The sequence below is a fragment of the Streptomyces apocyni genome (genome assembly GCF_009739465.1).
Classification (GTDB): domain Bacteria; phylum Actinomycetota; class Actinomycetes; order Streptomycetales; family Streptomycetaceae; genus Streptomyces; species Streptomyces apocyni.
Genome location: NZ_WHOM01000055.1, coordinates 61,193 through 87,818, shown reverse-complemented (window position 1 = coordinate 87,818; position 26,626 = coordinate 61,193). Strand labels below are relative to the sequence as shown.

Here is a 26,626-nt window from a genome sequence, read left to right as displayed (position 1 = left end):
GGCCTTGGTGAGTATGCGGCCCCGCCCCTGTCAACCGTCGGTGTTCTACCCCGAGTTGGTGCTATTGACGCTGTACATTCATCCGGTACCGGTCAGGTCAGGTCAGGCTTTCAGGTCACCGAAGTGGACGGTGCGGTCGCACCAGCGGTCGATGAGGAGACGGTCGTGGCCGACCGCGAGCAGTCCGGCGCCGCTGTCTCGGCGGTAGTCCTCCACGACGTGCACCAGCGCCGCCGTGGTCGAGGCGTCCAGCATCGCCGTCATCTCGTCGCAGACCAGCCAGCGCGGGCGCAGCACCAAGGCGCGGGCCAGGCAGGCCCGTTGCAGTTGCCCGTCGCTGACCTCGTGCGGGCGGCGGCCGAGGAGTTCGTCGCCGAGTCCGACGGTGTCCGCCCACTCCGGTACCCGCCGCGCGACGTCGGCGGCCAGGCCGTTCGCCCGTAGCGGCTCGGCGATCAGGTCGCGGAGCCTCAGGCGCGGGTCGGCGGAGAGCCTCGGCTGCTGGAACACCACGCCGAAGGCGGTGCGTTGCGCCCGGGGTGCCCGGTGCCGCCAGCCGCGCGCGGGCTCGCCGTCGATGATGACGCGTCCGGTGTCCGGCCGGTGCAGCAGCGCGGCGACGCGCGCGAGGGTCGACTTGCCGCAGCCGCTGGGGCCGAGCAGCCCGACGGACTCGCCGGGGGCGATGGTGAGGCTGGCGCCGCGCAGGACGGGGGCCCGGCGGTCGTATCCGGCGGTGATCGCGTCGAGCTCAAGCACGGGTGGCCTCCTGGGCGGCGGCTGCCGGGGCGGCGTCCAGCACCGGGTGGTGGCAGGCCACGGAGGCGTTCAGCGGGGGAATGTGGGCGCAGGCCGATGTCGTATACGCGCAGCGCGGGGCGAAGGCGCAGCCCTCGGGAAGTGCGCCGAGTTCGGGCGGCATGCCCGGGATGGGAGTGAACTCCCGCTCGGGGAGGGCGTTCAGCAGGCCACGGGCGTACGGGTGCCGGGGGCCGGGTTCACCGAAGAAGGCCTCAGCTGAGGAGAGTTCGACGATACGGCCCGCGTACATCACCGCCACCTGGTCGGCGATGCGCTCGGCGGCCGCCAGGTCGTGGGTGATCATCAGGAGGGCACGGTGGTCCCCGGTGTGCCGCTTGAGCTCGTCCACGGTGCGCTCGACGAGGTCGCGGTCAAGCCCGGTGGTGGGCTCGTCGGCGAGCAGCAGCGGGGCGTCGCCGATCAGCGCGAGCGCGGTGGCCGCGCGCTGGGCGAGCCCGCCGGACAGTTCGTGCGGATACCGGTCGAGGTGGTCGGCGGGGAACGCGGCCCGCTCGGCGGCGGCCTCGGCCGCCTGGCGTACCGCTGGCTTACGGGTGCCCGTCAGCTCCCTGACGGTCTCCTCCAGTTGGGAGCGGACGGTGCGTACCGGGGTGAGATGCGCGGCCGGACTCTGCGGTACGAGGCCGACGCGCCGCCCACGCACGGTGCGGGCCAGCGTCGCCTCGTCGGCGGTGAGCAGGTCCAGGCCGTCCAGGAGCGCGGACCCCGCCGTCTCGGCGTTGCCGGGCAGCAGCCCCAGCAGCGCGGAGGCCAGCACCGACTTGCCGCAGCCGCTCTCGCCGACCAGGGCGAGGCACTGGCCCACGGCGAGGTCGAAGTGGGCGCCGGTGACGGCCGCGATGTACCGCTGGCCGCGCATCCGGAAGCGGACGGACAGGTCGCGTACGGACAGCACGGGCTCGTCAGGCACGGGCGCGCCGGACACGGGCTCGTCAGGCACGGGCGCGCCGGACACGGATTCGCTGGTCAGGTGTTTGGGCGGGGTCACAGCGTCAGCTCCGATCGGCGGCGCGGGTTGAGCCGTTCCCGCCAGGCACCCGCGAGGCCCGCGATCGCCAGCGTCGGGACGATGATGAACAGGCCGGGGAACAGCGTCGGCCACCAGTCGCCCGCGAGCAGCGAGCCACGGGCGCTCTGCACCAGGGTGCCGAGGCTGGCCTGGTGGGTGGGCAGGCCCAGGCCGAGGAAGGACAGCGCCGACTCGTGCCAGATGGCGTGCGGCACCATGAGCACCGCGGCCAGCCCGGCCTGCGGCAGCACCCCCGGGACCAGATGCCGTACGGTGACCCGCCACCGCGACGCGCCCCCGGAGACCGCCGCGTCGACGTACGGCCTGGAGCGCAGCGAGAGTACTTCGGCGCGCACGATCCGGGCCGTGGACAGCCAGTGGGTGAGCGCGACGGAGATCACCACGGGCCAGACGCCCGGCTGGAACATGGCCACGATGAAGATGCCGAGCAGCAGGTGCGGCACGGACGCGAAGATGTCCACGAGCCGCATCACGACACGGTCGACCCAGCCGCCGGACGCCGCCGCGCACGCCCCGACGGCGGTGCCGATGACGGTCGCGACCAGTGCGGCCACCAGGCCGACCAGCAGCGAGACCCGCAGACCGTACACACAGCGCAGCAGCAGATCGCGGCCGACGTCGTCCGTCCCGAAGGGGTGCGCGAGCGACGGCGGCAGCAGCTTCGCGGACAGGTCGACCGCCTGCTCGTCGAGTTGCGCCAGCGGCGGCACGAGGAGCACGGCGAGCACCACGGCCGCCATGATCACCGCGGAAGTCCGTACCCGCCACGCGCGCGTGGAGCGGCGTACGGCACCGGCACCGCCGCGCCGCCAGAGGTCAGCCATCGAAGCCCACTCTCGGATCGGCCAGCCCGTACAGCAGGTCGGCGATGAGGTTGCCGAGCAGCACGGCGACCGTGGCGAGCGCGGTGAGTGCGGCCAGCAGCGGGAAGTCCACGGCGGTGGCGGCCTCGACGGTCGCGGCCGCGATACCGGGCCAGCTGAAGACGGTCTCCACCAGCAGCGCCCCGGTGATCAGTTCGGGTACCCGGGAGCCGATCAGGGTCAGCACGGGCAGCATCCCTGACCGCAGCGCGTGTCCCAGCAGTACGGTGCGCGGCGCGAGGCCACGCGCGCGTGCCCCGCGTACGGGGTCCTCATCGAGCGCGTCGGCCACCCCTTGGCGTACGTACAGCACGAACCACGGCAGCTGGGAGGCGGCCAGCACGGCGGCGGGCAACGCCAGATGGCTGAGGACCTGGCCCGCGGTCACCTCGGTGCTCCCGGTGTCGGTGAGCCCGCCCGCGGGCAGTACGCCCAGCTTCAGCGCGAAGAGCCACACGGCGAGCAGCCCCAGCCAGAACGGCGGCGCGGCCTGCAGGGTGTACGCGAGCGAGCTGATGGCTCGGTCGCACCAGCCACCGGTGCGGCGCCCGGCCAGCACGCCGAGCGCCGTGCCGAGCAGCACGGCCACCACGAACGCGACCGCGGCGAGCAGCACCGACCAGCCGAGCCGCTCCCCGATGACCTGGGTGACGGGTTGCCGCATCACGCTGGAGTCACCGAGGTCGCCGCTCAGCGCGTGGGTCAGCCACTGCCACCATCGGCTGACCAGCGGCTGGTCGACGCCGAGGTTGGCGCGCAGCTGGTCGAGGTTCTCCTGCGAGGCGGTGAGGCCCGCCGTGCCCGCGTACGCCTTGACGGGGTCGAAGGGCGAGGCGGCGGCGATCGCGAAGGCCCCGAAGGTCACCACGAGCAGCACCGGGACGGCGAACAGCGCCCGCCGTCCCGTCATGCGTGCCATCGGCCCCCAGGGGATGCGCCCGGGGGCCGGGGCGGTCTTGCCGAACGTCACTTCTTCGGCTGCCAGTCCTCGATGTTCCACCAGGGTCCGGCGGCGAGCCCGTGGTCGTGTGGCTCGACCTGCGTGGTGAGGTCACCGAACGTGGTGTCGACCACGTACAGGTGGTCGATGTGGGTGAGGAACGTGTACCCCGGGTCCTTCACCAGCTCGCGCTGGACGGTGTCGTAGGCGGCCTTACGCTTGGCCGGGTCGTTGGTCTTGCGTCCCGCCTCGATGGCCTTGTCCACGGCGGGGTTGTCGTACCAGGCCATGTTGTTGAAGCCGTCGCCCGCGAGCTCCGACGTGAGCAGGGTGTACTGGTCGAAGTCGGGGTCGGCCGGCGCGCCGCCACCGGCGAGTACGGCATCGGTCTTCATCCGGGGCTCGATGACCTCCCAGGTGCCGGCCTGGACCTTGATCTCGATTCCGGCCTTCTTGGCGTCCGACGCGTAGGCCAGGGCGTGGTCCTGGCGGAGCTTGTCGCCGGACTTGTACCAGAGCGGGAAGCTCGCCTTGACGCCGTCCTTGACGCGGACGCCGTTCTCGCCCGGCTTCCAGCCCGCGTCGTCGAGGATCTTCTTGGCCTTGGCGAGGTCGTGGGTGCGCTCGGTGCCCTTGGTGAACCACTCGCTGTCGGTGGGCACCGGGCCGTAGGCCTCCTTGCCCGCGCCCTCCAGGATGGAGTCGACCATCGCCTTGCGGTCGACGGCCACGTCCAGGGCGCGCCGTACGGCGGTGTCACCCGCGACCTTGTTGTGGGTCGGCAGGGTCACCACCCGGTAGTCGAAGCTGGTGGCCGCGTAGGTCGTGCGGTCCTTGTCCCCGGCGAAGGTCCCCGCCAGGTTGGGCGGCAGGATCGCGCCGTCCAGGTCCCCGGCGCGCAGCCGGGTGGCCCGGATGTCGTCGTCCTCGATGATCGCCATGGTGAGGTCCTTCACCTTCGGCGCGCCGCCCCAGTAGTCGGGGTTGGCGGTGAAGGTGAGCTTCTCGCCCTTGGACCACTTGACCAGCTTGTACGGTCCGGTACCGATCGGCTTGGTGGTGAACGCGCCGCTGTTGACGTCCTGCTTGCCCGCGATGTGCTCGGGGGCGATGGGCAGTACGGTGCGCTCGGCGAACGGCGCGTAGGGGTACGTGAGATGGAAGACGACCGTGTCGTCCCCCTTGGCCTCCACGCCCTTCAGCGCGTCCAGTTCGCCCTTCGAGGCGTTGTTGGTCTTCTTGTCGAGGATGGTCTCGTAGGTGAAGACGACGTCCTGGGCGGTGAAGGGCTTGCCGTCGCTGAACTTCACGCCTTCGCGCAGCTGGTAGGTGTAGGTCAGCCCGTCGTCGCTCACCTTGGGCAGCGCCTTGGCAAGGGCGGGCCGGAGCGACATGTCGGCGTCGTGGGTGAGCAGACCGTCGAATATCTTGGAGTTGCCGTCCTTGCCGTACCCGAGCAGGGGGCTGAGGCTCTCCGGCTCGTACGCGATGCCGACCACGGCCGAGTCCTTGGCCCCGCCGGAGCCGCCACCGCTCTCACCGGGCGCCGAGCAGGCCGACGCGGCGACCGCCAGAGCGGCGACCGCCGCCAGTGCGCCGGTTCCCCGTATCGATCGGGCCCTCATACGCCACACCCCTACTAAAGATCAACAGTTATTGCAAACAGTTCGCAATTATGCCGCATGTAATGGGTGTGCCAGACCTGGGGACCGTACCGGGTGTCGAGGTGCCCCGTCCTGCGCGGCTCCGGGCTCAGTCCGTGGCGCCGCGCGCGAGCACCGGGAGGGGGGCACTCCAGTCGTACTGGCCGCCGCGTGCGAGGTACTTGGAGCGGTCGAGCGTGATCTGCCGGAGCGCCGCGGGGACACCGCACCTCAGTATGGAGGCGCTGTACGTGTACGAGCCGCGCACGTTGTCGAAGAACCGCCCCGCGGGGTCGAGCATCGCGTAGCTTCCGGTCATGGCGTCGTTGTTCTCCGGTACGACGTCGATGCCGTACCGGGCGACCCAGGAGTGGCGCCGTACGAACTGCCGGAACTCGTCGTCCGTCACGGACAGGGCGTTGCCCGGTCCGCCGTTCTGACCGGCGATGGGCAGCATCTGGAGTATCTTCCAGCGGCGGGGCTCCGTCGCGACGACGAACGCGGCCAGGTCCTCGTGCCGATTGGCCCTGGTGACGACGGTGTTTATCTTCAGGCGGATACCCGCCCGGTGGACGTCTTCGCACAGGGAGCGGTAGGTGTCCTCGGACAGCGGGCGGCCCGCCGTGGTCCTCCCGAGTGCGGTCAGCACCTGCGGAGAGAGACTGTCGATACTCACCACCAGCCAGTCCAGTACGGCCGCGAGTGTGTCGGTGACCCGCACCAGCGACCCGTTGGTGACCACCGCCGTGGTCATCCCCGCGTGGTGCGCCGCTCGCAGGAGGTCGCCCAGCCAAGGGCAGAGGAAGGGCTCGCCTCCGGCGAAGGTGATCTTCCGGAATCCCGCGTCGGCCAGCAGGCCGACGACCCGCAGCGCTTCGCTCGCGGTCAGGTGGCCCGCGGGCAGGACCTCCTCCCGTACGTCCTTGAACCGGGCGAAGCAGAATCCGCACCGCATGTTGCACGGCTGCCAGATAGGGAAGTTCACGGCCTCGACCGGAGGCCGTCCCGTGCCGCCTTCAGCCATGGCCGCCTACCTTGCCGGTGGGGAAAAGGCCAGGTCCAGCAAGTGTGCGAGCGAGGTCTTCGGTCCCCGCCGCGACAAAGGAGACGGCGCCCCGGTGCAGGGACCGCTCCAGACGCAGTGGCTGCCCGTCCGTGCCCAGCACACAGCCGCCGGCCCGCTGCACCAGGAAGATCCCGGCGCACACGTCGAGCAGACTCGATCGGGGTCACAAACGACCGGATTACCTGTTCTCGAATCGGAGGTTCACCAGTTCGGCCAATTTCTCGCGGTGGCGGCCCGCGGTGCCGAGAGCGATGGAGTCGGACTTGGCGCGCTTGAGGTAGAGGTGGACAGGGTGTTCCCAGGTCATGCCGATGCCCCCGTGCAGTTGGAGGGCCTCCTCGGCGGCGCGTACGGCCACGGGGGCGCTGTAGGACTGGGCGAGTGCCACGGCCAGCGGGGCTTCCGCGCTGCCCGTCGCCAGGGCGTCGGCGGCGTTGCGGGCCGCCGCGCGGACGCCCGCGACCGCCAGCCACAGCTCGGCCAGCCGGTGCTTGAGTGCCTGGAAGGAGCCCACGGGACGGTTGAACTGGTGCCGCTGGCGGGTGTGGGCGACGGCCTCGGTCAGGCACCAGTCGGCGAGTCCCAGCTGCTCGGACGCCAGCAGTCCGGCACCGGCGAGCAGCCCTCGGCGTACCGCCACGGCCGTTTCCGTGGTCAGAGCCTGTGGGGCCAAGGCGCCGTCCAGGACGACATCGGCGACGGGCCGGGTGAGGTCGAGCGAGGTCCGCGGCAGCACGGTGACGCCGTCCTGGTCGGTCGCGACGGCGTACAGGCCGTCATCCGCCGGGACCAGCAGGACATCGGCCGCGCCCGCGTCGGCGACCGCCGCGATCCGCCCGTACAGCCGCCCGTCACCCTCGCGGCGTGCGCGTGGGTACGTACCGTCCGGCGCGGTCGCCGAGGGCACGGCGACCGCGCCGATGGTCCGGCCGGACGCCAACGCCTCCAGCGGCGCGGCCACTTCGGGGGCGTCCACCGGGCAGCCGAGCAGCGTTTCGGTCGCGATGACGGCGCTGGTCAGATAGGGCACGGGGGCCACGGCGCGGCCCAGCTCCTCCAGGACGACGGCGGCCTCCCGGTGCGAGGCGCCCTGTCCGCCGAGCCGCTCGGGGACGAGCAGCCCCGCGAGGCCCATCTCGCCCGCGAGGGTCTTCCAGGTCTCGGTGTCGTGCGGGTGGCCTGACGCGATCCTGGCCAGGACAGCGGTCGCGGCGCAGTGGTCGGCGAGCAGCGAACGTACCGCCGTGCGCAGCTGGTCCTCCGTCTCCGAGTACAGGAGGTCGGCGGGGGCGGGGGTGCTCATCGGGCGAGGTCCTTCCAGGCGATGTCCTTGTCGGTGCGCGGCTCGGACGGCAGGCCGAGGACCCGCTCGGCGACGATGTTGAGCAGGACCTCGCTGGTCCCGCCTTCGATGCTGTTGCCCTTGGAGCGCAGATAGCGGTAGCCCGCCTCGCGGCCGGTGAAGTCGACGATCTCGGGGCGGCGCATCGTCCAGTCGTCGTACAACAGCCCCTCATCGCCGAGTAGTTCCACCTCCAGGCCGCTGATCTGCTGGTTGAGGCGGGCGAAGGTCAGCTTCATGCCGGAGCCCTCGGGTCCTGGCTGGCCCTGGGCGAGCTGCTGGCGCAGCCGCTCGCCGGTGAGCCGGGCCACCTCGGCCTCGACCCACAGGCCAAGGAGGCGCTGGTGCAGGTCGTGGGTGCGTAGTTCGGGGCGGCTTCGCCAGGTCTCGGCGACCGGGGCGATCATGCCGCCCTCGCGCGGCAGCCGCATGCCGCCGATCGCGACGCGCTCGTTCATCAGGGTCGTCTGCGCGACCTTCCAGCCGTCGCCGACGTCGCCCAGGCGGTGGGTGTCCGGGATCCGGACGTCGGTGAGGAACACCTCGTTGAACTCGGCTTCGCCGGTGATCTGGCGCAGCGGCCTGACCTGGACACCGGGGTCGGTCATATCGCAGACGAAGTAGCTGATGCCGCGGTGCTTGGGCAGGTCGGGGTCGGTGCGGGCGATGAGGATGGCCCAGCGGGCGGTGTGCGCGCTGGAGGTCCACACCTTCTGCCCGTTGACGACCCAGCTGTCGCCGTCCCGGATGGCCCGGGTGCCGAGCGCCGCCAGGTCGGAGCCCGCGCCGGGCTCGCTGAACAGCTGGCACCACACCTCGTCGCCGGTCCACAGCGGCCGCAGCCAGCGCCGTTTCTGCTCCTCGGTGCCGTACGCGAGGACCGTGGGCGCGGCCATGCCGAGGCCGATGCCGATCCGGCGCGGGTCGTTGTCCGGCGCGCCCGCGGCCTCCAACTCGGCGTCGACGACGGCCTGTAGGGCGCGCGGGGCGCCGAGGCCGCCGAGGCCTTCGGGGTAGTGCACCCAGGCGAGCCCGGCGTCGAAGCGGGCGCGCAGGAAGTCCGCTCGGTCGGTGTCGGCCGGAGGGTGGGCGCGCAGCAGGTCCTGGGTCCTGCGGCGCAGTGCGGTGGCGTCCGTCATGCGGTCACTCCCTCGGGGACTACGGCGACCCGGCCGGTGGTGGTGCCGTCGGCGACCCGCTGGACGGCGGCCGCCGCGTCCGTGAGCGGTACCCGTTCGCTGATCAGCGGCTTGATGGCGCCCTTGGCGGCGAGTTCGGTGAGCCGCTCGTGGCACTCTCGTACGGCCTGGGGGTCCTTGGTGTTGTACAGGCCCCAGTGCAGTCCGAGTACCGTGTAGTTCTTGACCAGGGCGTGGTTGAGGGCGGGCGTTGGGATGACGCCGCTCGCGAAGCCGACGACCACGATGCGGCCCTCGAAGGCCACGCACTTGGTGGACTGGGTGTACGCGTCGCCGCCCACCGGGTCGTAGATCACGTCCGCGCCCCGGCCGCCGGTGGCGTCCTTCACGGCGCCCACCACGTTGTCCGTGCGGCGGTCGATGACGACGTCGCAGCCCAGCTCCTCGGCGACGCGCACCTTGTCGGCGCCGCCCACCACGCCGATGACGCGCGCGCCCGCGGCTTTTCCGAGCTGGACGGCCGCGCTGCCGACGCCCCCCGCGGCGGCGTGCACCAGCAGGGTCTCGCCCTCCTTGAGCTGCCCTCGGCGGTGCAGTCCGAAGACGCCGGTCTGGTAGCCGATGTGCAGCGCGGCGGCCTCGGCGTCGTCCAGGGACTCGGGCGCGGGCAGCAGCGCCGCCTGGTCGGCGACGGCGTACTCGGCGAAGCCGCCGTAGGGCAGTACGGGGTTGGTGATCACCCGGCGGCCGTCCTCGGTCTCGCCGCAGATCTCGACGCCCGGGGTGAACGGCAGCGGCGGCCGTACCTGGTACTGGCCGCGGCACAGGAGCGCGTCCGGGAAGTTGATGTTCGCGGCCCGCACCCGGAGCAGTACCTGCCCCTCGCCCGGCGTGGGCTGGTCCGTCTCTTCGAGCCGCATCACCTCGCCCGGCTCGCCGTTCTGGTGCACTCGCCATGCCTGCATGCGGGGCCTCCACGGAGGGGTCGTAGAACACTGAGCTGGCCGCATACTAAGCGGTCGCTTGCCCTTCTGGGAACCGTCTGGTCAGTCTGGTCAGTCCGCTTTCCGCTTCCGCGACGGCCGGGCCCGTACGTGCATCCGCTCCCCCTGCGGCCCGAAGAGGCTCATGAACTCCACCGGGCCCTCACCCGTGGAGCCGAACCAGTGCGGCAGCCGGGTGTCGAACTCGGCGGCCTCGCCAGGGGTGAGCACCACGTCATGTTCAGCGAGCACCACGCGCAGCCGCCCGGACAGGACGTACAGCCACTCGTAGCCGTCATGGGTGCGCGGGTCGGGCTCGGTGTCACCGGCCGGGATGATCACCTTGTACGCCTGGAGGCCGCCCGGCTGACGGGTCAGCGGCAGCATCGTCCGGCCGTTTCTGACCACCGGCTTGGTGCGCACCCGAGGATCGTCGACCGGGGGTGCGCCGACGAGTTCGTCGAGCGGGACCTGGTGGGCGCGGGCGATGGGCAGCAGCAGTTCCAGGCTGGGCTTGCGCAGCCCGGACTCCAGCCGGGACAGGGTGCTGACCGAGATGCCGGTCGTCTCGCTCAGCCCGGCGAGGGTCGCCCCGCGCTCCTTTCTGATCCGCCGCAGCCGGGGGCCGACCCCGAGCAGCACGTCATCGATCTCTTCCGACTGCCGTGTTTCATCCATGACTCCATCTTGCAGAATCGGCAAAGAGGTTTGTCAATCGGTGGTGCTGGGCGGGACGGTCGTGGTGGAGGTGGTTTCCATGACCCACATGAGTTCGTACGAAGTAGTGGTGGTCGGCGGCGGCACGGCGGGGCTGAGCGCGGCCCTGGTGCTCGGCCGCGCCCGGCGCAGCGTGCTGGTGGTCGACGCGGGCGAGCCGCGCAACGCCCCGGCCGCGCACATGTACGGCGTCCTGTCCCGGGACGGAATGCCGCCCGGCGCGTTCCTCGCCGAGGGCCGCCGGGAGGTGCGGGCGTACGGAGGCGAGGTCGTCCAGGGCCGGGTGACGGCCGTACGGCCGGACGGTGAGACAGGCTCTCAGGGCGAGTTCGAGGTCACGCTCGACGACGGGCGGTCAGTGCACGCCCGCCGGATCGTGGTGGCCACCGGCCTGGTCGACGAACTCCCCGGTCTGCCGGGCTTCGCCGAGCGCTGGGGCCGCGATGTGCTGCACTGCCCGTACTGCCACGGCTGGGAGGTGCGGGACGAGGCCCTCGGGGTGCTCGCCTCGCCGGTGATGGGCGCCCATCAGGCGCTGATGGTCTCCCAGTGGTCCAAGGACGTCACGCTCTTCCTGCACACCGTGCGGGAGCTGCCGGACCAGGAGTGGCGCAGGCTCGCCGCGGCCGGGGTCTCGGTGGTGGAGGGGGAGGTCGGCGGCCTGGTGGTCGAGGATGACCAGCTGACCGGGGTGCGGATGGCCGACGGCCGGGTGTTCCCGCGTACGGCGATGTTCGCCGCTCCCCGGCTCGTACCGCGCGATACCCTGCTCACCGCGCTCGGCGCCGAGACCCAGGACACGCCGCTTGGCCCGTATCCGGCCGTCGACCCGACGGGGCTGACCAGCGTGCCCGGCGTCTGGGCGGTGGGCAACGCGGCGGGGCCCATGGAGCAAGTGGTGAACGCGGCGAGCGCGGGGTACCGCGCCGGGGCGGCCATCAACGGCGAGTTGCTCTTCAGCGACCTCGACCGGAGCGCCCCGGACGGTACCGACGGACAGGCTGTCAGCGGCTGAAGACCTCGAAGGTGACGGCGAACTCGCCGCGGAACTGTTCCGCCGCCCGTTTCCCCGTACCGGTCAGGAACGTGCGTACGTACGTCTCCGGGTCCTCGTCCGTGAGCGCCTCGATATACGCGCGGTGGGCGAGCAGCGACCGCACCGCGCGCTCGAAACCGGCCGTGGCGTCCACGGCGTGCGTGGGCGACGAGGACCCGGCGATGGCGACCCAGCGCACGCCGTCCCAGGGCTCCAGGCCCTGTTCGACGAGTTCGGGGAAGATCCAGCGGTTGCCCGCGTCGGCCGCGGCGTCCAACGTCGCCCGGCCGACCGCCACATGGTCGGGGGTGTTCCAGGCGACACCGCCCCAGGTGTCCCGGTGATTGAGGGTGATCAGCAACTCGGGCCGGTGCCTGCGGATGGCCGCCGCGATGTCGCGGCGCAGCCCGAGCCCGTACTCGATCACTCCGTCCTGGTGGTCGAGGAACTCCACGGTGGAGACGCCGACTTCGGCGGCACTGGCGATCTGCTCCCGCTCGCGCAGCGGGGCGCACTTGGCGGGTTCCAGCCCGTCGATTCCGGCCTCGCCGCGCGTGGCCAGCAGATAGGCGACCTCACGGCCGCCGTCCGTCCAGCCGGCGATGGCGCCCGAGCAGCCGTACTCGAGGTCGTCAGGATGGGCGACGACCGCCAGGGCGCGCTGCCAGTCGTCGGGCATGGGTGTGAGCTGATCCGTCATGTCCGCAGGTTAATCGCTGGTGGCGGCGGACGCTCCGGGGTTTCGGGGTTCGGGAAGCGGGCCCGTGGTCACAACTCGTCCCTGACCAGGGCCAGCAGACGGCCGATCACGCGCTGGCCGCTGGCCCGTACCCCGTCGTGTTCGTACTCGTCGGTGACCCAGGTGCGCAGGCCGCGAATCGCGCGCGCGGTGTCCAGCGAGTGTGCCGTGTCGACGTACATGTCGTCGTGGTAGATCGCCGCGGCGACCGGCACTTCGTTGGCCGCGAGGCGCTCGGGAGCGTAGAGCGGGGTCCAGTCGGTGCGCTGGGCGAGGAGTTCCGCGGTCTCGCGCAGGGGGCGCAGCGCGGGATCGCAGTCGAAGGCCCACGGGTGCACAGTCTCGCCGGTGAAGAGCAGCGGCGCGTCGGAGTCGAGGGTCTTGACCGCGTCGAACTGCGGGAATTCGGCGCGTACGCGCTGCGCCGCCCAGTTGGTGGGCCGCTGCCGCCCGCCCTGAGCGTAGATCGCCTCGTGCAGAACGGCGTACAGCGGGCGCGTCGCGTACGAGAGCGCGGCCTGCGCCTGCTCCTGGAAGGCGTCGGAGAGCGCGGCGCCCTGCGGGGTGCGGACGAACGCGTTCTCCAGGAGGTAGTGCAGCTGGTGGCTGCCCTCGCCGGAGCCCAGCAGGATGCCGAGGGACTGGAACGCCTCGACGGTCAGCCGATAGCCGCCGTTGAGCGTCACGCCGTCCCGCTCGGCGAGGTACCCGGCGATCCGGCGGGCGCGCTCGACGTCCTGCGGGTAGCGGGCGTAGTGCGCGGCCACCTTGCGCTCGATACGTGGGTACGCGGCCCGGTATACGTCGTCCGCGTGCGCGTCCAGGGAGGGCAGGCCGCCCGTGACGAGGACCGTGTTCAGGCCTTCGGGCGCGGTCGACAGGTAGTGGGTGGCGCAGAATCCGCCGAAGCTCTGCCCCAGGACGGCCCAGGGGGCGCCGCCGGTGAGCTGGGGCCGGATGAACTCACAGTCGCGGACGATGGCGTCGGCCCGGAACCGGGCCAGGTAGTCCGCCTGCTCCCGCGGGCCGCCGCGCAGCGTGAGCGTCTGCCGGTTGGCGGGGGTGGAGCGGCCCGTGCCGCGCTGGTCGAGCAGGAGTACCCGGTAGTCGCGCAGTGCGCGGCCGAGCCAGGCCTGTCCCCCGACGAAGCGGCGGGCCCCGCAGCCGGGGCCGCCCTCCAGGTACACCAGCCAGGGCAGCGCGTCGTCCACGCGGTCGCTCGCGACGACCTCGCGGGCGTAGAGCTCGATGGTCTCGCCGTCCGGCACGTCATGGTCGAGAGGGACGGAGAAGTGTCGGTCGGTGAGAACGACACCGGGCTGGCGGTATGTGGTCAAGGCTGCTCCTGAACTGTGCGGGTCCGCGCTCAGTTCATCACACCGGGAGTGCGCTCCGGGGGCAGTGGCCAGCGTGCGCGCTTAGCGTGAGGGGATGATCCGGTTCGAGCAGGTGACCAAGCGCTATCCGAACGGCACGACAGCCGTGGACGACCTCTCGTTCGAGGTCGGCAGGGGCGAGGTGGTCACGCTCGTCGGGCCTTCGGGCTGCGGTAAGACGACCACGATGATGATGGTCAACCGGCTGATCGAGCCGACCGGCGGCCGCATCTTCGTGGCCGGTGAGGACATCGCCCAGGTGGACCCGGTGCGGCTGCGCCGCCGCATCGGCTATGTGATCCAGCAGGTCGGGCTGTTTCCCCACCGCACCATCCTCGACAACACCGCGACCGTGCCCGCGCTGCTCGGCTGGAAGCGGTCCAAGGCCAGGGCGCGCGCGGCGGAGCTGCTCGACCTGGTCGGTCTGGACCCGGCGACCTATGGCACCCGCTACCCGCACCAGCTCTCCGGTGGCCAGCGCCAGCGCGTCGGCGTCGCGCGTGCGCTGGCCGCCGATCCGCCCGTACTGCTGATGGACGAACCGTTCGGCGCGGTCGACCCGGTGGTGCGCGAGCAGTTGCAAGAGGAGTTCCTCAAGATGCAGGCGACGGTGCGTAAGACGGTGCTGCTGGTCACCCATGACATCGAGGAGGCGGTCCGGCTCGGCGACCGGGTCGCCGTGTACGGGCAGGGCCGGATCGAGCAGTTCGAGGCACCGGGCGCGGTGCTCGGCAACCCCGCGACCCCGTATGTGGCCGACTTCGTGGGTGCCGACCGCGGCCTGAAGCGGCTCTCGGTCACCGCGATCGAGCCCGCCGACCTGGAGCAGCCACCGGTCGCCCGGATCGACGAGGGCGCCCGGCGGGCCGCGGCGCGGCTGCGCGAACAGACGGCACGGTGGGCCGTCGTCCTGGACGAGGACGGCGCACTCCACGGCTGGGCCGGGGTCGACGAGCTGGCACTCGCCACAGAGCACGGCACGGTCGGGGAGCTGGCGCACCGGATGAACTCCTGGGTGCCGGTGGGGGCGCCGCTCAAGCAGGCGTTCGGGGTGATGCTCCAGCACGACGCGGGGTGGGTGGCCGTGCTCGACGGGGCGCGCTTTCTCGGGGTGCTGACGCCCGCGAAGTTGCACGAGGCGCTGCGGCGGTCGGTGGACGCGGACGCGCGGGGGGTGGCGCGCGAGCAGGTCGTGTTCGACTCGGTGGCGGACGCCTAAGGATGTCTCCCCTCCCTCTAGATCGGGGCCCTAGATCAGGCCCTTGTCTTCCAGGTACGCGTCGGCCACATCCGCAGGCAGCCGCCGCCAGCTGTCCACCTCCCGGTTCATGGCCGCCAGATCCTCGGTGGTCAGTACGGAGTTGAGCTTGCCGAGCACCTTCGTGACGGCCTCGCTGCCAGCCCGGGCGCGGTTGACGACGGGCACCACGTAGTCGGCGTTCTGCAACTTCTTGTCGTCCTCGAGGAGCACCAGGCCGAACGCGTCGAGCGTCGCGTCCGTGGACGTGGTGAGCACCATCTGGTCCCGGCCGCTCTGGACGGCCTGTTTCGCCTGGGTGGTGCCGACGCCCTTCGGGTCGATCCCGGTGATGTGGATGCCGTAGACCTTCTCCAGGCCCGGTTTGCAGTACGGGCGCTCGACGCACTCGTCGCCCGCCGCGAGCCGCACCTTCAGTCCTGACCGGCCGAGGTCGGTGAGGGTGCTGAGCCGGTGCCGCTTGGCGTAGGCGGCGGTGACCGCGAAGGCGTTCTGATCGACGGCTCGCCCCGGGTCCAGCACGGTCAGCCCGCGCGGTGCGGCGAGGGCGCGCAGGGCGGTCATCGTGTCGTTCAGGTCAGGTGAGCCGACCGGGGGTGCGTCGGCGCCGTTGGTCTTGGCGTTGAGCCAGTCGGCGAAGGTGGCCGCGTACTCGGGTACGACGTCGATCTGGCCGCTCTCCAGGGCCGGTTCGTACAGTTCCCGGTTGGCGACCGACAGCATCTCCGTCCGGTACCCGGCCTCGCGCAGCAGCCGCGCGTACATCTGGGCCAGCAGGTCGCTCTCGGTGAATCCGGCGGACCCCACGGTCAGCTGACGGCTGTCGCCGGGTTCGGCGGTGACCGCGCCCTGGTTCTCCAGTGCGGGCCCGGTAGCGCACCCGGTGAGCAGCAGCAGGACGAGCAGCGAGCCCATCCCCGTACGCCACCACCGCTTACGGACGCCCGTGCGGCCGCTCATGCGGCAGCCCTCCCCCGTGCCCACCCGGGCGCCCGCTCCACGACCTCGAACAGCCCCTCCACCAGCAGCGCGAAGGCGGCGACCAGCACCGCGCCCGCCACGACCTGCGGGGTCGAGGCGCGGTTGAAGCCCGCCGTGATGATGCGGCCGAGACCGCCGCCGCCCGCGAGCGCGGCGATGGTGGCGGTGGCCACCAGCTGGACGGCCGCGATGCGCACGCCGCCCAGGACCATCGGCAGGGCGAGCGGCAGTTCGACCCGCCACAGCATCTGCCGCCCGGTCATGCCCATGCCGCGCGCGGCCTGGACGACACCACGGTCGACGCCGCGCATCCCGACGTAGGCGTTGGTGAGCAGTGGGGGCACGGCGAAGAGCACGAGCGCGACCACGGTCGGGCCCTCGCCGATCTCGCCGAGCGGCGTGAGCAGCAGCAGGACGAGTACCGCGAAGGTGGGGACGGCGCGGCCCACGTTGGAGAGGTTGACGGCGAGCGCGCCGCCCTTGCCCAGGTGGCCAAGGACCAGCGCGATGGGCAGGGCGATCAGACAGCTCAGGACGAGGCAGACGACGGTGAGGACGAGATGCTCCAGGAGGCGCTGGCCGACGCCGTCGGGACCGGTCCAGTGGGTGCTGTCGGTGAGCCAGCCCCAGGCGTCGGTGAGTGTCGTCATGCGCGCTGCCAGGGGGTGAGGAGCCGCTGGACGCCGAGGAGCAGCAGGTCGGCGGCGACGGCGATGACCACGCACAGGACGGACGCGGTGAGCACCTGGGCCTTGAAGTAGGTGTTCATGCCCGCGTAGATGAGGTTGCCGAGGCCGCCGTATCCGACGATCGCGCCGATCGTGAGGAGCGAGACGGCCGATACGGTGGCGATCCGCAGACCGGCCATCGCGGCGGGCAGGGCGAGCGGGAGTTCCACGGCGAGCAGCAGCCTGACCGGGCCGTAGCCCATGCCGCGAGCCGCCCGCCGGGTCTCTTCGGGTACGGAGCGCAGCCCGGCGAGGATGTTCCGCACGAGCAGGGTGAGGGAGTAGAGCACGAGGCCCGCGACGACCAGGGACGCGGAGAGGCCGTACACCGGCAGCAGCAGCGAGAACATCGCCAGTGACGGGATCGTGTAGAGCACCGTGGTGAGCACGAGCACCGGCCCCGCGGCCGGGGACCAGCGGCGGGCGAGCAGGGCCAGCGGCACCGCGAGCAGCAGCGCGATCAGCACGGAGAGCGTCGTCAGCTGAACATGCTGCCAGACCGCGTCGGCCAGGATCTCCCGGCGGGTGCTCAGATACTCGCCGCAGATCCACTCGTTACGCGCGAGGCAGTCGTCCGGTGGCGCGGTCACCCGTCCATTGCAGCGCGCCGGACACGGTCGGGCGCGTTGTGCTGGCCCGTACGGGGAAACGCGTGAGGTACTCGTCTCAGGGACCACCTAGGGAGTCAGCATGGGCAGAATCCTCTACTCCATGACGGTGTCGCTGGACGGCTACATCGAAGACCCGGACGGCAGCATCGACTTCTCCGCGCCGGACGACGAAGTGCACCGGGTGCACAACGAGCGCGCGCGGGATACCTCGGCGTTCCTGTTCGGGCGGCGGCTGTACGAGATGATGGAGGAGCCCTGGTCCACGGCCGCGCGCCAGGAGGGTCTGCCCGACGTCGAGGCGGAGTTCGCCCGTATCTACCTGGACACGCCTCGGATTGTCTTCTCCGACACGCTCACCCGGGTTCCGCAGGGCGTCCGGCTGGTGCGGCGGAAGGACGCGGTGGCCGAGGTGGCCCGCCTCAAGGAGCAGAGCGAGGGCACGTTGGACATCGGCGGCCCGGAGCTGGCGGCCTCGCTCCTCGACCTGATCGACGAGTTCCGGCTCTTCGTCGCGCCGGTGGCGCTCGGCGGTGGCAAGCCGTACTTCCCGGTCGGGCACCGGCTCTCGTTGCGTCTGACCGAGCAGCGGTCCTTCGCTTCCGGGACGGTGTATCTCCGGTACGAGCGGGGTTAGGTTGTGCGGTATGAGCAATCTGGATCGTCAGGCCACGGTCACCGCCTGCGGTGGTCGCGGATTCGTGGTCGCGGAGCCGGTACGCGAACTGCTCTCGCCGCGGCATGTCACGCTGGGCGAGTCGACCGAGGTCCGTCGACTGCTGCCCAACCTCGGCCGGCGCATGGTCGGCGGCTGGGCTTTTGTTGATCATTACGGTCCCGATGACATCGCGGACGAGCCTGGCATGCAGGTGCCGCCGCACCCGCATATGGGCCTGCAGACCGTGAGCTGGCTGCACCAGGGCGAGGTGCTGCACCGCGACAGCACCGGCAGCCTGCAGACGGTACGGCCCCGCGAGTTGGGGCTGATGACCTCGGGCCGGGCGATCAGCCATTCGGAGGAGAGCCCGAAGTCCCACGCGCGCTTTCTGCACGGCGCGCAACTGTGGGTGGCGCTGCCCGAGGCACACCGGCACACCGACCCGAGGTTCGAGCACCACCCCGAACTGCCGCTCGTCACCGCCACGGGCCTGACCGCCACGGTCATCCTGGGCACCCTTGACGGAGCGACCTCACCGGGGACGACGTACACCCCGATCGTCGGCGCGGACCTCACCCTCGCCGGGGGGACGGAGACCACCCTCCCTCTCGAACGCGACTTCGAGTACGCCGTCCTGTCCATGTCGGGCGAGGTACACGCCGACGGCGTCCCCGTGCTGCCGGGTTCGATGCTCTACCTCGGCTGCGGCCGCTCCGAACTCCCCCTGCGCGCCGCGTCCGACGCGTCGGTGCTGCTGCTCGGCGGCGAGCCCTTCGAGGAGGAACTCGTCATGTGGTGGAACTTCGTGGCGCGTTCCCATGAGGAGGTCGAACAGGCCCGCAGGGACTGGATGGAGGGCACCCGCTTCGGCGAAGTACACGGTTACGACGGCGATCCGCTGCCCGCGCCCGCGCTGCCGCCGGTGGCGCTGAAGCCCCGGGGCCGGGTGCGCTGACCTGCCCTACACGTCGTACCAGGCCATCGAGCTCATCCGCCAGCCAGCCGGTGTCCGGACGAACTGGGTGGTCTTCTTCCCCGAGCCCGCGAACGCCTCACCGTCGTAGAGGCCGGACTTGCGGTATTCGCTGAACCGGTGCGCGATCGGCCCGGATATCTCGGTCCGCTCCGCGACCTCCCACTCCGAGAACTCCGTCAGCGTCCCATCAGTGAGCATCTTCTTCCGGGGCTGGATAAACCCGTCGAGGTCGTAGATCACGTGATCGTCCCCGGCGATGCTGATGATCATGCCCTGCGGAATGAACACCTCGCGGATCACGTCAAGGTCTGGCTGACTGCCGTCGGTGTTGGTGAACGCGCCGAGGAACGTGCGCATCAGCTGGTCCAGCTGGACCTTGTCGTCGGACACACGTACCTCCACCAGTACCTCTCTCGTCACCGGAACACACCGCGCGCCTGATCGTCGCCTACTGCCACCGCTTGAGCAAGACCCGAAAGAGCTTAGGTTAGGCTAAGCTAACTGCTGCTTGCTACGCAGCAGGTACACATGGGCATCGCTCGGGCGCGCAGAGAGACGGAGAGTATGACGGTACGGATCGCGGTGGCCGGAGCCAGTGGCTATGCCGGAGGGGAGATTCTGCGTCTGCTGATGTCACATCCCGGCGTGGAGATCGGAGCGCTCGCCGCGCACAGCAGCGCGGGCCGCCCGCTCGGCGAAGTGCAGCCGCATCTGACCGCGCTCGCGGACCGGGTGCTCGTGGAGACCTCGGCCGCCGCGCTCAGCGGGCACGACGTGGTGTTTCTGGCCCTGCCGCATGGGCAGTCGGCCGCACTCGCCGAGCAGGTGGGCGGCGAGACGCTGGTGGTGGACTGCGGCGCGGACTTCCGGCTGCGCGACCCGGCCGACTGGGAGCGGTTCTACGGTTCGCCCCATGCTGGCACCTGGCCCTACGGACTGCCCGAACTCCCCGGCGTACGGGAAGAGTTGAAGGGGACGAACCGGGTGGCCGTGCCTGGCTGCTATCCCACCGCGGTGACCCTGGCGCTGTACCCGGCGTTCGCCGCTGGCCTGGTGGAGCCGGAGGCCGTGATCGTCGCGGCGAGCGGGGCGTCGGGGGCGGGCCGTACCGCCTCACCACGGCTGCTCGGCTCCGAGGTGATGGGCGCGATGAGCCCGTACGGAGTCGGTGGCGGGCACCGGCACACCCCGGAGCTGACCCAGAACCTGTCGCGAGTGGCGGGCGAGCGGGTGGCCGTGTCGTTCACCCCGACGCTGGCGCCGATGGCCCGGGGCATTCTCGCCACCTGCTCGGCGCGCCTGCGCCACGGAGCGGCGGGTGATCCCGACAGCGCACAGGCGGCGGTACGGGCGGCGTACGAAGTCGCCTACGCCGACGAACCGTTCGTCCGGCTCCTGCCCGCCGGGCAGTGGCCGTCGACCGCCGCCGTACTCGGCTCCAACAGCACCCAGGTGCAGGTGACCGTGGACGAGCAGACCGGCCGACTGATCGCCGTCAGCGCGATCGACAACCTGACGAAGGGCACCGCGGGCGGCGCGGTGCAGAGCATGAACATCGCCCTCGGCCTGCCGGAAGGCCTGGGCCTGCCCACGAACGGAGTGGCTCCGTGAGCGTGACCGCCGCACAGGGATTCCTCGCGAGCGGCGTGGCCGCCGGGGTCAAGGAATCCCCCGATCTGGACCCGGCCCTGGACGCGTCCGCGATGAGCTGGACCAATGATCTCACCGCGGAGTACGTCCACGAGAACAGCGCGTACAGCTCGTGAGTGGGCTCGCGGAGTTCCAGGGCCGGACGGTTGTGATCAAGTTCGGCGGTAACGCCATGGTGGACGAGGACTTGAAGCGGGCGTTCGCCCAGGATGTGGTGGACCTGTGGCACGCGGGGCTGCGCCCGGTCGTGGTGCACGGCGGTGGGCCGCAGATCAGCGCGCTGCTCGGGCGGCTCGATCTGGAGGTCCGCTTCGAGGCGGGGATGCGGGTCACCACGCCCGAAGTCATGGACGTGGTACGGATGGTGTTGACGGGTCAGGTCCAGCGGGAGCTGGTGGGACTCGTGAACCGCCACGGGCCGTTCGCGGTGGGGATGTCCGGTGAGGACGCGCACACCATGACGGCCGTACGGCGCTCGGCGTGGGTGGACGGCGAGCCCGTGGACATCGGGCTGGTCGGCGACATCGTCGAGGTGGACCCGAGCGCCGTACAGGGGCTGCTGGATCAGGGCCGTATCCCGGTGGTGTCGCCCGTGGCGCGGAGCGCGGACGGGCAGGTCTACAACGTCAACGCGGATCTCGCGGCGGCGGCGATGGCTGTGGCACTGGACGCGGCGAAGCTGGTGGTCCTCACCGACGTCGAGGGGCTGTACGCGAACTGGCCGCACAGCTCCGAGGTGATCAGCCAGCTGACCACCCGCGAGCTGGAGAAGCTGCTGCCGGAGCTGGCGGGCGGGATGCTCCCCAAGATGGAGGGGTGCCTGCGAGCCTCCCAGGCAGGCGTGCCTATGGCGCATGTACTGGACGGGCGGGTGCCGCACGCGCTGCTGCGCGGCGTGTTCACCGGTGACGGGCCCCGGGGCACGGTCGTGGTGCCGGATGAAGAGGACGCCGTATGACCGCCGGTCCGGCGGTCTGGCGGTCTGGCGGTCTGGCCGGTCCGCCCGCCGCTGACCAGCCGTTGGCGCGCCGTCATGAGGGACACGTACGGCACTCCCCCGCTGGCCCTGGCCGGGGCTGAGCACGGTGTGGGAGGCGAGCCTGGGTCAGAGCGCGCGGGCCAGCACCTGTGAATCGCGCCGGGGGTCAAGGGAGTTCACCCAGGCCGCCGGTGCGAGGCCGGGAGCGGCGGGGGCGAATCCGTAGCGGAGGAAGAGGCGGCCGCCGCCGGTCGTGGCGGTGAACAGGGCGTGCAGTGACTGGGCGGTCGCCTGCGCGAGCGCCACGCGCAGCAGCCCCGCGCCCACACCACGGCCCTGACTGCGTGGCGCGACGCAGAAGTTGTACAGAACGCCCGTGGGCCCGCCGTCGCGGGCCGGGTTGGCGGCGTGTACGCGCAGCCCCAGGCAGCCGTCGAGGGTGCCGTCCTCTCCGTCCACGACCAGGTAGTCGGCCGCGTCCAACGCGTAGCGGGAGAAGGACCGTTCACGCAGCGCTCCCGAGCGCGCGAACGGCCGGGACAAGGCCGCCAGGGCGGCGGCATCCGCGCGGCGCGCGGTCCGTACCGTGACCGGGGCAGGCAGGGTGGCGGCGCGTGACGACGGTGTGGCGAGGCGTGGGGCGGCCGTGATCAAGAGGTTCCCTTCCATCGGCCCACGGCTCACGGGGGCGCGGCTCGGCCACCGTGGCACCCAGGGGCACCAGACGCCACTAAGGTTAGCCTTACCTAAGTCACATGCCAAACCTGGTCACGGCCGGTCGGCGTAGCTCCGTCCGCAGGAGCGCCCGGGGTACTCGCCGGTCTCCGGTACGCCCACCTCGCGCATCCTGCGCATGACCTCGCCGAGGATCGGTTCGTCCACGTCCTCGGGGCAGTTGAGCTCGCGGTCGAAGACCATCGTCTCCTCGGCGGTGGTCCACAGCACCCACCGGTGCGGGCCCGACGAGGCCTGCCACAGGTGCGCGTACGCCTCGATGCTGTCAGCGCGCGTCGTCATCGTGCCGTCCCTTCGGATTCCGTGTGTCATGTGCGGCTCTTACGCGCCTGGGTGACCAGCAGCCAGATGAGGTAGAGGCCGCCGATGGTGCCGGTGGCCGTGCCCACCGGAAGGATCGCCGGTGAGAAGACCCGCTGCACCGCGAGGTCACTCGCGGCCAGCAGTACGGCGCCCATCAGGGCCGCCGGGACAAGCCCGGGACCCGCCGACCGGGTCAGCCGGCGAGCGAGCTGCGGGGCGGCCAGCGCGACGAACCAGATCGGGCCCGTCGCCGCCGTGGCGAACGAGGCCAGCGCCACGCTGATGACGAGCAGGATGAGCCGGCTGCGCTCCACGTTCACACCGAGCGCGTGGGCGGTGTCGGAGCCCATCTCCAGCATCGACAGCCTGCGGCCATAGCGGAAGGCGAGCGGGAGGAGGATCGCGACGGCGATCCCCACCCCGGTCGCCTGGGTCCAGCCGCGGCTGTTCAGACTGCCGATGAGCCAGGTCTGCGCCTCCAGCGCCTCCTGCAGGCTGGCCCGGGTGATCAGATACGAGTTGACGGCGAGCAGCAGGGCGCTCACGCCGATACCGACGACGACGAGCCTGAATCCGTGCAGGCCACCGGTGAACACCAGCAGATAGACCGCGAGTGCGGTGGCCAGCCCGCCCGCCAGCGCGCCGAGCGCGATCTGGGTCATGCTGCCGTGCAGCACGATGATGACCAACAGGGCGCCGGTCGCCGCGCCGTTGGTGAAGCCGATGATGTCCGGGCTGCCCAGCGGGTTGCCGGACAGACTCTGCAGAATCGCCCCGCTGACCGCCAGCGCCGCGCCCACGAAGAGCGCGGTCAGCAGCCGTGGCAGGCGCACGGTGTTGACGATGAAGTCCGCGCCGCCCGAGCCGTTCCCGGCCAGGGCCTGGAGCACCTCGCCGATGGACAGCTCGAAGTCCCCGGTGGTCAGGGTGACTCCGACGACCACGAGGAACGTGACCAGCAGCGCCACCGACACGGCCAGCGCCCTGCCCTGGACGCGCAGCGACAGCCACCCGCCCCGGGTCCGTACGACAAGTCCACGGACCGTGCGGACGTCGTCCTCCGCGTCCGCTTTCAGGGCGTTCACAGCATGACCAGCTTCCGGCGACGGCACAGGGCGATGAACAGGGGCGCGCCCAAGAAGGCGGTGACGATGGCGACCTGGATCTCGCCGGGGCTGCCGACAACCCGGCCCAGCACGTCCGCGCCGAGAAGGAGGATCGGCGCGAGCAGCATCGAGTACGCGAGGACCCACCGCTGGTCGGGGCCGATCATGAACCGGGCGATATGCGGAACCGCGAGGCCGACGAACCCGATCGGTCCCGCCGCCGCGGTGGCCGCGCCGCACAGCAGCATCACCGCGACCGCGCCCAGCACCCTCGTCCGGCCGACCCGGACGCCGAGCGCCTGCCCGACCTGGTCGCCCAGCGCCAGCGCGTTCAACGGCCTGGCCAGCGCGAGCGCGATCACGAGTCCCGCCGCGACGAACGGCAGGATCACCACGACGACGTCCATGCCGCGGCCACCGAGCGTGCCCACCGTCCAGAACCGGAAGGCGTCGAACGCCTCGGGATCGAGCAGCAGCACCGCCGAGTTGAACGCGAAGAGGACAGCGGTCAGCGCGGCTCCCGCGATGACCAGCCGTTCCGGTGTGGCTGGTGCGCGCCCGGCCGAGCCGAGCACATAGACGGCCACCGACGCGAGCGCCGCGCCGACGAAGGCGAACCACACATAGCCGAGAGCCGATCCCACCCCGAGGAAGCCGATGGCGACGACGACGCCGGTCGACGCGCCGAGGTTCACCCCGAGCAGACCGGGATCGGCCAGCGGATTGCGCGTCAGGGCCTGCATCAGCGCACCTGACACCCCCAGTGCCACGCCGACCAGCAGGCCGAGCAGGGTCCGCGGGATGCGGTAGTCATGGATGACGATGGCGGCCTTGGAGCCGTCGTTGTCCCACAGCACGTTCCAGGTGGAGGTGAACGGTATCCCGCGCGTCCCCACCCACACACTCAGCAGCGAGACGACGACCAGCGCGGCCACGGCCACGAGCAGCCCCAGTCCACGCAGCGCCGTCACGGTCCCCCGGCGTCGCGGCGGCGGCGTCGGAACGCCGCCGGTATCGCTCCCGGGTTTCGCCACCGCGTCGACCGAAACCAAGGACTGCCCCCCACCTGACGGCACAACGCGGCACCACACCAATAGATTTACTTAGGCAAGGCTAACTGAATGGTCAGGCGGCTACAAGAATCGGGTCGGGTAGTAGTTAGAGTAGCCTTACCTAACTTATGATCTCTGTGGAGGTACGCATGCTCGAAGGAGGACCAACGGGGGGCGATGTCCTCCGACGGGCGATCGAGGGGCAGCGGCGCCATGTGGTCAACGCTTCGCTCCTCGGCATGGCGCACCAAGGGTGCGAGGCGATGGTCCCCGTCGTCATCGGCGTGGTCATCGACAAGGCCGTGGCGACCGGCTCATCCGGCGCGCTGCTGCGCTGGACGCTGGTGCTGGCCGCCCTGTTCTTCGTCCTGTCCACCTGTTACCGGACGGCTGCCAGGATCAGCGAACGGGCCGGTGAACAGGCCGCACACCGGATACGGCTCGACCTGGGCGCCCGCGTACTGGACCCGCGGGGCGGAGCGGACGCGGGCCGGCTGCCCGGCGTCCTCACCACCATCGCGACCGGCGATGCCAAGCGGGTGGGTTCGGTCCCCGCCGTACTGCCCTTCGGGATCGCGGCGATCGCCGGTCTGGCGATCAGCGCCGTGGTGCTGCTGCGGATCTCGGTACCGCTCGGGCTGTTGGTCCTGCTCGGTATCCCGCCCCTGCTGTGGCTCGGGCACCGGATCAGCATGCCGCTCGAACGACGCAGCGGTGTGGAGCAGGAGCGGGCGGCGCACGCGTCGGGCGTGGCCGCCGACCTGGTGGGCGGGCTGCGGGTGCTCAAGGGCATCGGCGCCGAGCCCGCCGCGGTGGACCGGTACCGGCGTACCAGCCAGGACTCGCTGGCGGCGGCGCTGCGCGCCGCCAACAGCCGGGCCTGGCACGACGGTGCGATCCTCGCCCTGACCGGAATCTTCATCGTCGTCATCGGGCTGGTCGGCGCGCATCTGGCGATGCGTGGCGAGATCACCGTCGGTGAGCTGGTGGCGGCCGTCGGGCTCGCCCAGTTCCTGCTCGGACCGTTCCAGCTCCTCACCTTCGTCAACGGCGAGTTCGCCCAGGGCCGCGCATCGGCCGGGCGGATCGCCGAGGTACTGGCCTCGCCGCCCGCGGTGACGGCGGGCTCGGCCGCGCTGACCGACCCCGTCGCCGGAGGACTCCGGCTGCGCGGCGTGACGCATGGCGCGCTGCGCGGGCTCGACCTCGACATCGCGCCCGGAAGTACGGTCGGCGTGGTCGCCAGCGACCCGGCCGTGGCGGCCGACCTGCTGCTCTGTCTGGGCCGCGAACGCGACCCCGAGCAGGGCGCGATCGAGCTCGACGGCACACCGCTGGCCGACCTCGACCCCACGGACATCCGGCGCGCGATCCTGGTCGCCCACCATGACGCGGCGCTGTTCGAGAGCAGCCTGATCGACAACGTACGGGGCGGAATCGACGCCACGGGAGCCACGGCTGACGGCGCGACAGACGGCATGACCGTGGACGTCGGGCCCGCGCTCGCCGCGTCGGCGGCCGATGACGTCGCCCGTATGCTCCCGGACGGCGTGGACACCCCGCTCTCCGAGCGCGGGCGTTCGCTCTCCGGCGGGCAGCGGCAGCGGGTCGCGCTCGCCCGGGCGCTCGCCGCCGACCAGCCCGTGCTCGTCGTACACGACCCGACGACCGCGGTGGACACGGTGACCGAGTCCCGGATCGCCGCCCGCCTGAAGGAACTTCGCCGCGACCGCACCACGCTGCTGGTCACCACCAGCCCGGCGCTGCTCGCCGTGACCGACCGGGTGGTGGTGCTCGACGGCGGGGCCGTGACCGCTGACGGCTGCCATCCGGACCTCGTCGCCACCGACGAGGCGTACCGCTCGGTGGTACTGACATGAACGACGAAGGACGGAC

Annotated in this window: 28 protein-coding genes; 8 read left to right on the top strand and 20 right to left on the bottom strand. The window is 71.4% G+C overall.

Translation table 11 applies throughout. The features are described from left to right. Positions 1-102 precede the first annotated feature (102 nt). From GCN81_RS15335 to GCN81_RS15290, 10 genes are all read right to left on the bottom strand, one after another. Positions 103-759: an ABC transporter ATP-binding protein gene (locus tag GCN81_RS15335; protein WP_156725165.1), complete on the bottom strand. Its 657-nt coding sequence runs from the start codon at positions 757-759 to the stop codon at positions 103-105. Beyond that, complete coding sequence (locus GCN81_RS15330; RefSeq protein WP_156725231.1) at positions 752-1,681, bottom strand: ABC transporter ATP-binding protein; 930 nt, start codon at positions 1,679-1,681, stop codon at positions 752-754. Before GCN81_RS15330 ends, GCN81_RS15335 begins: the two co-directional genes overlap by 8 nt. A gap of 125 nt (positions 1,682-1,806) precedes the next feature. Next, a complete protein-coding gene (locus GCN81_RS15325; protein ID WP_156725164.1) occupies positions 1,807-2,676 on the bottom strand; it encodes an ABC transporter permease in 870 nt (289 codons plus the stop codon). Next, a complete protein-coding gene (locus GCN81_RS15320) occupies positions 2,669-3,634 on the bottom strand; it encodes an ABC transporter permease (RefSeq protein WP_156725232.1) in 966 nt (321 codons plus the stop codon). Before GCN81_RS15320 ends, GCN81_RS15325 begins: the two co-directional genes overlap by 8 nt. A 47-nt stretch (positions 3,635-3,681) precedes the next feature. Further along, entirely contained in the window at positions 3,682-5,280 is a 1,599-nt protein-coding gene (locus GCN81_RS15315; protein ID WP_156725163.1) for an ABC transporter substrate-binding protein, read from the bottom strand. Between the two features lie 127 nt (positions 5,281-5,407). Then, complete coding sequence (locus GCN81_RS15310; RefSeq protein WP_197287649.1) at positions 5,408-6,322, bottom strand: viperin family antiviral radical SAM protein; 915 nt, start codon at positions 6,320-6,322, stop codon at positions 5,408-5,410. A 220-nt stretch (positions 6,323-6,542) separates the two neighbouring features. Continuing rightward, positions 6,543-7,667 (bottom strand): acyl-CoA dehydrogenase family protein, encoded by a 1,125-nt coding sequence (locus GCN81_RS15305; protein ID WP_156725162.1) that lies wholly within the window; start codon positions 7,665-7,667, stop codon positions 6,543-6,545. Then, positions 7,664-8,845, bottom strand: a complete 1,182-nt coding sequence (locus tag GCN81_RS15300; protein WP_156725161.1) for an acyl-CoA dehydrogenase family protein — start codon at positions 8,843-8,845, stop codon at positions 7,664-7,666. The genes GCN81_RS15305 and GCN81_RS15300 overlap by 4 nt, the downstream gene beginning before the upstream one ends. Next, positions 8,842-9,810, bottom strand: a complete 969-nt coding sequence (locus GCN81_RS15295; protein ID WP_156725160.1) for an NADPH:quinone oxidoreductase family protein — start codon at positions 9,808-9,810, stop codon at positions 8,842-8,844. The genes GCN81_RS15300 and GCN81_RS15295 overlap by 4 nt, the downstream gene beginning before the upstream one ends. Positions 9,811-9,900: 90 nt before the next feature. After that, entirely contained in the window at positions 9,901-10,506 is a 606-nt protein-coding gene (locus GCN81_RS15290) for a helix-turn-helix domain-containing protein (RefSeq protein WP_156725159.1), read from the bottom strand. A 79-nt stretch (positions 10,507-10,585) separates the two neighbouring features. On the opposite strand from GCN81_RS15290, the gene GCN81_RS15285 reads away from it, so the two are divergent. Continuing rightward, on the top strand, positions 10,586-11,560 hold the full coding sequence (locus GCN81_RS15285) for an NAD(P)/FAD-dependent oxidoreductase (RefSeq protein WP_156725158.1): 975 nt from the start codon (positions 10,586-10,588) through the stop codon (positions 11,558-11,560). Here the strand turns inward: GCN81_RS15285 and GCN81_RS15280 are convergent. Next, on the bottom strand, positions 11,550-12,281 hold the full coding sequence (locus GCN81_RS15280; protein ID WP_156725157.1) for a PIG-L deacetylase family protein: 732 nt from the start codon (positions 12,279-12,281) through the stop codon (positions 11,550-11,552). The two genes, GCN81_RS15285 and GCN81_RS15280, sit on opposite strands and share 11 nt — an antisense overlap. 68 nt (positions 12,282-12,349) lie before the next feature. Continuing rightward, entirely contained in the window at positions 12,350-13,657 is a 1,308-nt protein-coding gene (locus GCN81_RS15275; protein WP_156725156.1) for an alpha/beta fold hydrolase, read from the bottom strand. A gap of 94 nt (positions 13,658-13,751) precedes the next feature. Here GCN81_RS15275 and GCN81_RS15270 point away from each other — a divergent pair, with 94 nt between their 5' ends. After that, complete coding sequence (locus tag GCN81_RS15270) at positions 13,752-14,915, top strand: ABC transporter ATP-binding protein (protein WP_156725155.1); 1,164 nt, start codon at positions 13,752-13,754, stop codon at positions 14,913-14,915. A 30-nt stretch (positions 14,916-14,945) separates the two neighbouring features. Here the strand turns inward: GCN81_RS15270 and GCN81_RS15265 are convergent, their stop codons facing one another. From GCN81_RS15265 to GCN81_RS15255, 3 genes are read right to left on the bottom strand one after another with little or no spacing between them, the layout of a single operon-like run. Then, complete coding sequence (locus tag GCN81_RS15265) at positions 14,946-15,869, bottom strand: ABC transporter substrate-binding protein (protein WP_156725229.1); 924 nt, start codon at positions 15,867-15,869, stop codon at positions 14,946-14,948. Between the two features lie 41 nt (positions 15,870-15,910). Further along, positions 15,911-16,585, bottom strand: coding sequence for an ABC transporter permease (locus GCN81_RS15260; protein WP_156725154.1), 675 nt, complete (start codon positions 16,583-16,585; stop codon positions 15,911-15,913). Then, on the bottom strand, positions 16,582-17,253 hold the full coding sequence (locus GCN81_RS15255) for an ABC transporter permease (RefSeq protein WP_156725153.1): 672 nt from the start codon (positions 17,251-17,253) through the stop codon (positions 16,582-16,584). Before GCN81_RS15255 ends, GCN81_RS15260 begins: the two co-directional genes overlap by 4 nt. A gap of 100 nt (positions 17,254-17,353) precedes the next feature. Here GCN81_RS15255 and GCN81_RS15250 point away from each other — a divergent pair, with 100 nt between their 5' ends. Both GCN81_RS15250 and GCN81_RS15245 read left to right on the top strand, forming a co-directional pair. Then, positions 17,354-17,908, top strand: a complete 555-nt coding sequence (locus tag GCN81_RS15250) for a dihydrofolate reductase family protein (RefSeq protein ID WP_156725152.1) — start codon at positions 17,354-17,356, stop codon at positions 17,906-17,908. Between the two features lie 10 nt (positions 17,909-17,918). Continuing rightward, on the top strand, positions 17,919-18,884 hold the full coding sequence (locus tag GCN81_RS15245; protein ID WP_156725151.1) for a pirin family protein: 966 nt from the start codon (positions 17,919-17,921) through the stop codon (positions 18,882-18,884). Positions 18,885-18,890: 6 nt separating this feature from the next. On the opposite strand, the gene GCN81_RS15240 is transcribed toward GCN81_RS15245, so the two are convergent. Next, entirely contained in the window at positions 18,891-19,295 is a 405-nt protein-coding gene (locus tag GCN81_RS15240) for a DUF4440 domain-containing protein (protein WP_231626741.1), read from the bottom strand. Between the two features lie 174 nt (positions 19,296-19,469). Between GCN81_RS15240 and argC the strand changes: the two genes are divergently transcribed. The 3 genes from argC to argB are packed head-to-tail and all read left to right on the top strand — an operon-like array spanning position 19,470 to position 21,513. Then, positions 19,470-20,516, top strand: a complete 1,047-nt coding sequence (gene argC, locus GCN81_RS15235) for an N-acetyl-gamma-glutamyl-phosphate reductase (protein ID WP_156725150.1) — start codon at positions 19,470-19,472, stop codon at positions 20,514-20,516. Further along, positions 20,513-20,671 carry a hypothetical protein gene (locus GCN81_RS15230; RefSeq protein WP_156725149.1) on the top strand — a complete coding sequence of 53 codons (159 nt, stop codon included), beginning with the start codon at positions 20,513-20,515 and terminating at the stop codon, positions 20,669-20,671. The genes argC and GCN81_RS15230 overlap by 4 nt, the downstream gene beginning before the upstream one ends. Beyond that, complete coding sequence (argB, locus tag GCN81_RS15225; protein ID WP_267904588.1) at positions 20,668-21,513, top strand: acetylglutamate kinase; 846 nt, start codon at positions 20,668-20,670, stop codon at positions 21,511-21,513. Before GCN81_RS15230 ends, argB begins: the two co-directional genes overlap by 4 nt. A gap of 147 nt (positions 21,514-21,660) precedes the next feature. On the opposite strand, the gene GCN81_RS15220 is transcribed toward argB, so the two are convergent. The 4 genes from GCN81_RS15220 to GCN81_RS15205 form a co-directional block, all read right to left on the bottom strand. After that, on the bottom strand, positions 21,661-22,188 hold the full coding sequence (locus GCN81_RS15220) for a GNAT family N-acetyltransferase (protein WP_231626740.1): 528 nt from the start codon (positions 22,186-22,188) through the stop codon (positions 21,661-21,663). Positions 22,189-22,302: 114 nt separating this feature from the next. After that, positions 22,303-22,551 (bottom strand): hypothetical protein, encoded by a 249-nt coding sequence (locus GCN81_RS15215; protein ID WP_156725147.1) that lies wholly within the window; start codon positions 22,549-22,551, stop codon positions 22,303-22,305. Positions 22,552-22,577: 26 nt separating this feature from the next. Next, positions 22,578-23,657 (bottom strand): FecCD family ABC transporter permease, encoded by a 1,080-nt coding sequence (locus GCN81_RS15210; RefSeq protein WP_231626739.1) that lies wholly within the window; start codon positions 23,655-23,657, stop codon positions 22,578-22,580. Continuing rightward, the gene (locus tag GCN81_RS15205; protein WP_156725146.1) at positions 23,654-24,649 is read right to left on the bottom strand and encodes a FecCD family ABC transporter permease; all 996 of its coding nucleotides are present in this window, start codon (positions 24,647-24,649) and stop codon (positions 23,654-23,656) included. The genes GCN81_RS15210 and GCN81_RS15205 overlap by 4 nt, the downstream gene beginning before the upstream one ends. A gap of 230 nt (positions 24,650-24,879) precedes the next feature. On the opposite strand from GCN81_RS15205, the gene GCN81_RS15200 reads away from it, so the two are divergent. Further along, positions 24,880-26,610 (top strand): ABC transporter ATP-binding protein, encoded by a 1,731-nt coding sequence (locus GCN81_RS15200; protein WP_197287660.1) that lies wholly within the window; start codon positions 24,880-24,882, stop codon positions 26,608-26,610. The last annotated feature ends 16 nt before the right edge of the window (positions 26,611-26,626 follow it).

Coding starts and splice junctions, on each gene's coding strand:
- GCN81_RS15330 (WP_156725231.1), bottom strand. CDS start 1,681: ATGCGCGGCCAGCGGTACATCGCGGCCGTCACCGGCGCCCACTTCGAC.
- GCN81_RS15270 (WP_156725155.1), top strand. CDS start 13,752: ATGATCCGGTTCGAGCAGGTGACCAAGCGCTATCCGAACGGCACGACA.
- GCN81_RS15285 (WP_156725158.1), top strand. CDS start 10,586: ATGACCCACATGAGTTCGTACGAAGTAGTGGTGGTCGGCGGCGGCACG.
- GCN81_RS15310 (WP_197287649.1), bottom strand. CDS start 6,322: ATGGCTGAAGGCGGCACGGGACGGCCTCCGGTCGAGGCCGTGAACTTC.
- GCN81_RS15245 (WP_156725151.1), top strand. CDS start 17,919: ATGAGCAATCTGGATCGTCAGGCCACGGTCACCGCCTGCGGTGGTCGC.
- GCN81_RS15260 (WP_156725154.1), bottom strand. CDS start 16,585: ATGACGACACTCACCGACGCCTGGGGCTGGCTCACCGACAGCACCCAC.
- GCN81_RS15295 (WP_156725160.1), bottom strand. CDS start 9,810: ATGCAGGCATGGCGAGTGCACCAGAACGGCGAGCCGGGCGAGGTGATG.
- GCN81_RS15280 (WP_156725157.1), bottom strand. CDS start 12,281: ATGACGGATCAGCTCACACCCATGCCCGACGACTGGCAGCGCGCCCTG.
- GCN81_RS15290 (WP_156725159.1), bottom strand. CDS start 10,506: ATGGATGAAACACGGCAGTCGGAAGAGATCGATGACGTGCTGCTCGGG.
- GCN81_RS15315 (WP_156725163.1), bottom strand. CDS start 5,280: ATGAGGGCCCGATCGATACGGGGAACCGGCGCACTGGCGGCGGTCGCC.
- GCN81_RS15300 (WP_156725161.1), bottom strand. CDS start 8,845: ATGACGGACGCCACCGCACTGCGCCGCAGGACCCAGGACCTGCTGCGC.
- GCN81_RS15305 (WP_156725162.1), bottom strand. CDS start 7,667: ATGAGCACCCCCGCCCCCGCCGACCTCCTGTACTCGGAGACGGAGGAC.
- GCN81_RS15250 (WP_156725152.1), top strand. CDS start 17,354: ATGGGCAGAATCCTCTACTCCATGACGGTGTCGCTGGACGGCTACATC.
- argC (WP_156725150.1), top strand. CDS start 19,470: ATGACGGTACGGATCGCGGTGGCCGGAGCCAGTGGCTATGCCGGAGGG.
- GCN81_RS15200 (WP_197287660.1), top strand. CDS start 24,880: ATGCTCGAAGGAGGACCAACGGGGGGCGATGTCCTCCGACGGGCGATC.
- GCN81_RS15320 (WP_156725232.1), bottom strand. CDS start 3,634: ATGGCACGCATGACGGGACGGCGGGCGCTGTTCGCCGTCCCGGTGCTG.
- GCN81_RS15215 (WP_156725147.1), bottom strand. CDS start 22,551: ATGACGACGCGCGCTGACAGCATCGAGGCGTACGCGCACCTGTGGCAG.
- GCN81_RS15265 (WP_156725229.1), bottom strand. CDS start 15,869: ATGGGCTCGCTGCTCGTCCTGCTGCTGCTCACCGGGTGCGCTACCGGG.
- GCN81_RS15325 (WP_156725164.1), bottom strand. CDS start 2,676: ATGGCTGACCTCTGGCGGCGCGGCGGTGCCGGTGCCGTACGCCGCTCC.